This window comes from Novosphingobium sp. MBES04, assembly GCF_000813185.1.
GTDB lineage: Bacteria > Pseudomonadota > Alphaproteobacteria > Sphingomonadales > Sphingomonadaceae > Novosphingobium > Novosphingobium decolorationis.
Genome location: NZ_DF850490.1, coordinates 152,672 through 157,451 on the forward strand (window position 1 = coordinate 152,672; position 4,780 = coordinate 157,451).

4 protein-coding genes and 1 pseudogene are annotated in these 4,780 nt (G+C 60.6%); 3 read left to right on the plus strand and 2 right to left on the minus strand.

Annotated elements, in window-relative coordinates; genetic code table 11:
• A partial coding sequence (locus tag MBENS4_RS26230) for a hypothetical protein (RefSeq protein WP_206778150.1) occupies positions 1 to 188 on the plus strand: 188 nt, incomplete at its 5' end.
• A gap of 83 nt (positions 189 to 271) precedes the next feature.
• On the opposite strand, the pseudogene istB reads toward MBENS4_RS26230, so the two are convergent.
• Positions 272 to 529, minus strand: a pseudogene (gene istB / locus MBENS4_RS22630) (IS21-like element ISSsp5 family helper ATPase IstB); the annotation flags it as partial.
• A 66-nt stretch (positions 530 to 595) separates the two neighbouring features.
• Here istB and MBENS4_RS22640 point away from each other — a divergent pair.
• A protein-coding gene (locus tag MBENS4_RS22640) for an IS3 family transposase (RefSeq protein WP_144401063.1) occupies positions 596 to 1,764 on the plus strand; the annotation gives its coding sequence in 2 pieces (ribosomal slippage) (positions 596 to 848 and positions 848 to 1,764; 1,170 coding nt in all).
• Entirely contained in the window at positions 1,677 to 3,635 is a 1,959-nt protein-coding gene (locus tag MBENS4_RS22645) for a TonB-dependent receptor (protein WP_052322717.1), read from the plus strand. Before MBENS4_RS22640 ends, MBENS4_RS22645 begins: the two co-directional genes overlap by 88 nt.
• 155 nt (positions 3,636 to 3,790) lie before the next feature.
• Here MBENS4_RS22645 and MBENS4_RS22650 read toward each other — a convergent pair whose 3' ends face one another.
• Positions 3,791 to 4,723, minus strand: coding sequence for an IS5 family transposase (locus tag MBENS4_RS22650; protein ID WP_039396252.1), 933 nt, complete (start codon positions 4,721 to 4,723; stop codon positions 3,791 to 3,793).
• Positions 4,724 to 4,780: the final 57 nt, after the last annotated feature.

A 4,780-nucleotide genomic window follows, 5' to 3' on the forward strand; every position in this document is an offset into this window, starting at 1 on the left:
TAGATGGTGGACGATTGTTTCAAGTCGCTGAGTACGCCGGCTATATCGAGCCAAGACACCTACATCGAACCGCTCGCAGAAAATGCGCCGACCGCACACCACTGTATCACACCAAAAGCGGCGCGCCCGGATCGTTAAAACGACGCGGTGTCAACGGCGGAGCAAAAGTCGGCCATTGGGCGGCGTAAAACCAGGCCATCGTGTTACATGCCGGGGGGAGTGGCGTGAGGGCGTAGCCCGAGGGCCACTCCCCCCGGCATTGGCTTGATTTTCAGGGTTTGGTTTTGGCCTTGCGGGCCCGGCTGTGAGCGAGGCGATAGCTTTCGCCATTCATCTCGAGGATGCTGACGTGATGGGTCAGGCGATCGAGGAGCGCGCCTGTGAGGCGCTCGGATCCGAAGGTTTCGGTCCACTCGTCGAAGGGCAAGTTGCTGGTGATCAAGGTGGAGCCGCGTTCGTAACGCTGGGAGATCAGCTCGAACAGCAGTTCGGCGGCGGTCTTGGAGAGCGGTACGAAGCCCAGTTCGTCGTGACGTGACCCCTTAGATTTCCTCCACGAGCGATTATAGTCTGGCCTGAGAGAAGGACGGACGAGATGAAGAGAGCACGTTTTACGGAAGAGCAGATCATCGGGGTGCTGAAGGAGGCCGAGGCTGGCGCCAAGACAGCCGACCTGGCGCGTCGTCATGGCATCTCGGAGGGGACGATCTACAACTGGAAGGCGAAGTACGGAGGGCTCGAGGTATCGGAAGCCAAGCGTCTGAAGGTCCTCGAGGATGAGAATGCGAAGCTCAAGCGGCTCCTTGCCGAGAGTATGCTGGATAACGCCGCACTGAAGGATCTGCTGTCAAAAAACTGGTGACGCCCGCTGCAAGACGGGAAGCCGTTGCGCATTTGATGGAGCACCATCGGATGAGCGAGCGGCGGGCGTGCCGTGTCCTTGATGCCGATCGCAAGAGCGTGCGTTATCGTTCCAGGCGGAGCGATGATGGCGCTGCGGGAGGCTTGCGCGAACTTGCGAACCAGCGTCGCCGGTTCGGCTATCGGCGCCTTCACATCCTGCTGCGGCGTGAAGGCGTGATGATCAACCGCAAGAAGACGCAGCGGCTTTATCGCGAGGAAGGCTTGGCCGTTCGCAGGCGACGTAGCCGCAGACGCGCCGTGGGTACGCGGGCTCCGGCCCCGGTATTGGCCTTGCCCAACCAGCGCTGGAGCCTCGATTTCGTCCACGACCAGATGGTGTCCGGGCGACGTTTCCGTGTGCTCAACATCGTCGATGATGTGACGCGCGAGTGCCTGGCTGCGATAGCCGACACGTCGATCTGCGGACGACGTGTCGTGCGCGAACTGGCGCTCCTGATCGAGAGGCGTGGAAAACCAGGGCTGATCGTCAGCGACAATGGCACCGAACTCACCAGCAATGCGGTGCTGTCGTGGTGCGGTCAGGCTGATGTGGAATGGCACTACATCGCACCAGGCCGCCCCATGCAGAACGGCTTTGTCGAGAGTTTCAACGGGCGCATGCGCGATGAACTGCTCAACGAGACCCTATTCCTCAGCCTGGATCACGCCCGCAGGCAAATCGCCGCGTGGATGGAGGACTACAACCGGCACCGGCCGCATTCGGCGCTCGGCTATCAAACCCCGGCGGACTTCGCTGCCAAATTGCACACGCAATGGCCTGCTTCGCTACGCTCTACGGGCTGCGCTGCGCAGGCCATTGCTTCCACCGCGCCTATGCGCAACAAAGTCGCCCGACTTTAATCCCCGCTGGAGGAAAGCTCGGGGTCACGTCAGGAGCGATCATCAGTTCCGACTTCCGTGACTTCAAGTACAAGCAGAATTCGGATTACAAGCAACTCGGCTTCAACTGGTTTCTCGATGGCGTTACGGTCACCGGCCAGGCGGTGACCTCCAAGGCGACGACCTGGAGCGACAGTACGCTGATCAGCTTGCAGGGGAGCGTGCCGGGGATCAATGTCGCCATCGATCCGGATACCGGAATTCCCACCCTGACATTCCCCGATGGCTACGATCCCTCGGACCCCTCCTTCTACGCCAATCCGCTAGATCCGGAAAATGGCGACATAGCGCGGGTCCTGCGCATTCAGTACCGTCCCGACGAAGTCGAGACGAGCGAGGACATGGCCAAGATCGATGCCGACTTCGAGGTCAATTCGGCGTTCCTGCGATCAATCGAGGTTGGTGCGCAGTATCGTCGCTCGGGAAGTCTGCGCTACAGCGGCGGGGTGAACGCTTCGGGAACCGCCATTCCCGACGAAGACGGCCACGTCGTTCCCACCCCCTATGTCAGTATTGATGTGCTGCTGGGGGACGAAGACAGTCCCTTCACCCCGGATACCTATGGCAACTGGGTGGGGCAGCAGATCGTGCCCCAGGAAACCTGGAACAGCTTCCTGGCCAATTCGACTGCGACGATGCCCTTCACCTTCTTCCCGACGGGGAATCGCACTGGCCTGCTCGATTCCTGGCTCTATCCCACGTTCGACGGGCTGGAGAGCCTGGTGGATACCTCGATGTTCAACCACAGCCGCCTGCGCGAAGTGAACGGCGTGGCGCAGATCCCGACGCAGGATATTACCGAGAACATCTACGCCGGTTACGTGAAGGCCAACCTGGCATTCGACCTCTTCGGCATGCCCGTGCACGGCAATATCGGCATGCGCTATGTGAAGACCAACGATCGTGCCGCCGGCGCGCAGCGTACGCTGGATCCCAACGCGGATGTGGTGGATGTCGTGAAGCTGGCCGAAATGCGCAACAGCTATACCGATTGGCTGCCCAGCGCGAATTTCTCATTCGAGCTCATTCCCAACCAGTTGATCGCATTCGCGGGAGCATCCAAGGTGCTGGCCCGCCCACGGCCGAGCTACCTCGCTCCGAACTTGCGCTGCAACATCAGCGAGGACATTGATGGCGCCAACACATGTTCGGCGGGTAACCCCGATCTCAAGCCCTATCGCGCGGACCAGTACGACTTGTCTCTCTCTTGGTATCCCAACAAGGACAGCCTGTTCAGTGCCGCGCTGTTCTACAAGGATATCAAGTCCTACGTTATCAACGACGTAACCAGCTACGGCGTGGATCTCTTCGAGGATGGCGTGCTCTACGATGTAACCCGTCCGGAAAACGGGACGGGCACGAAGATCACGGGCATCGAACTGACGGCCCAAACCGCCTTCACGTTCCTCCCTGCACCGCTTGACGGGCTGGGCTTCCAGGCCAACTACACCTGGGCAAAGGCGAAGGATACCAGGCTGACGAACCAGTTGACCGGTGAGGCTCTGCCCTATCCCTACCTGTCGCGCCACAGCTACAATCTGATCGGCTATTACGACAAGGGCCCTCTCAACCTGCGCGTGGCTTACAATTATCGAAGCAAGTACCTGCGCGACCAGGCTGATCGCTCGGGCAATGCCGTGTTTAACGATGCCACCGGATATCTCGATGCCAAGCTGACGATCCGGTTGAGGAACCTTCTCAATTCCTCTTTCTTCATCGAGGGCAAGAACCTCACCAAGGAAACTGAGAGGATCACCGCAGGCGACATCCGCCTGACCTCGCTCGAATACGCGGGGCGCCGCTTCTACGCCGGGTTCACCGTAAGGTTCTGATCTTTCCCGAATGTACGAGCTCAACCGGGCAGGTCCAACTCCTCCGGGCCTGCCGGCCGGTAGAGGACGCCTCTTCCCATGCGGGGAGAGGCGTTTCTCGGGGCTTTGTTGCATAGATCAATCGCAGGGCAGCAGTTGGCCTTTGCAGACATCGATCACGCGACACGCTGAGTTTGGGGCCTTCCGAGTGCCGCGCATCGGTTGAGGATAGCGGCGCGGATTTGCAGTTCGGCGACTTGGCGATCAAAGTCTCGAGCCATGATGCGTTCCCCCAGCAGCTTGAAGCAATGCATTATCGTTTCAACCAGACTGCGCTGATGATAGCCGCTCCATCGTTTCCAGCTCGGCCTGCCGAACCGCCGGTTGGAGCGAACGATTTCATTGCGGGCGGCAACGCCCGGCGCGCTCTCGGGCCAGGCTTTTGCATTGCTGCGGGCGGGTATGATCGCACAGGCATCGCGTGCGGCAATGGCTTCATGGCAAGCCCTGGTGTCAAAAGCGCCATCGGCGCTGACGGTCGCGATCGCTTGGTCGGGTGGTATCTGCTCCAGCAGTTCGGGAAGCATGGGCGCATCTCCAACCCGGCTCCCGGTCACTTCGATGGCGCGGATCTCGAGCGATCCGGCGTCCACGCCCAGGTGGACCTTTCGCCACTGGCGGCGCTTGGAAGGACCATGCTTGCGTCGGCACCATTCCCCGTCGCCCACCGCCTTGATGCCCGTGCTGTCGATCAGCAGGTGCAACGGCCCGGAACGGGGCTGGCAGGGGATCTCGACAAGCAAGGTCTTCTGCCTTCCGCTCAGGGTGCTGAAATCCGGCACTGGCCAATCAAGTCCTGCCATCTCAAGAAGGCTGGCGACCATGCCGGTGGTCTGGCGCAAGGGCAGCTTGAACACACCCTTCAGTGTCAGGCAGGCCTGGATCGCCGCGTCCGAGAAGATGGGCTGGCGCCCACGCTTGCCGGTGGGCGCACACAGCCACTGCGTCCCGGGATCAAACCAGACCTGAAGCGAACCTCTCTGCACTAGCGCTGCGTTGTAGGACTTCCAGTTCGTCGTGCGGTAGCGGGCCCGGGGCGGTTTGCTCATCGCCGCCCATTAACCGACTGGATTCACCAACGGAATCCTTCCGTCATTTGCGCAACA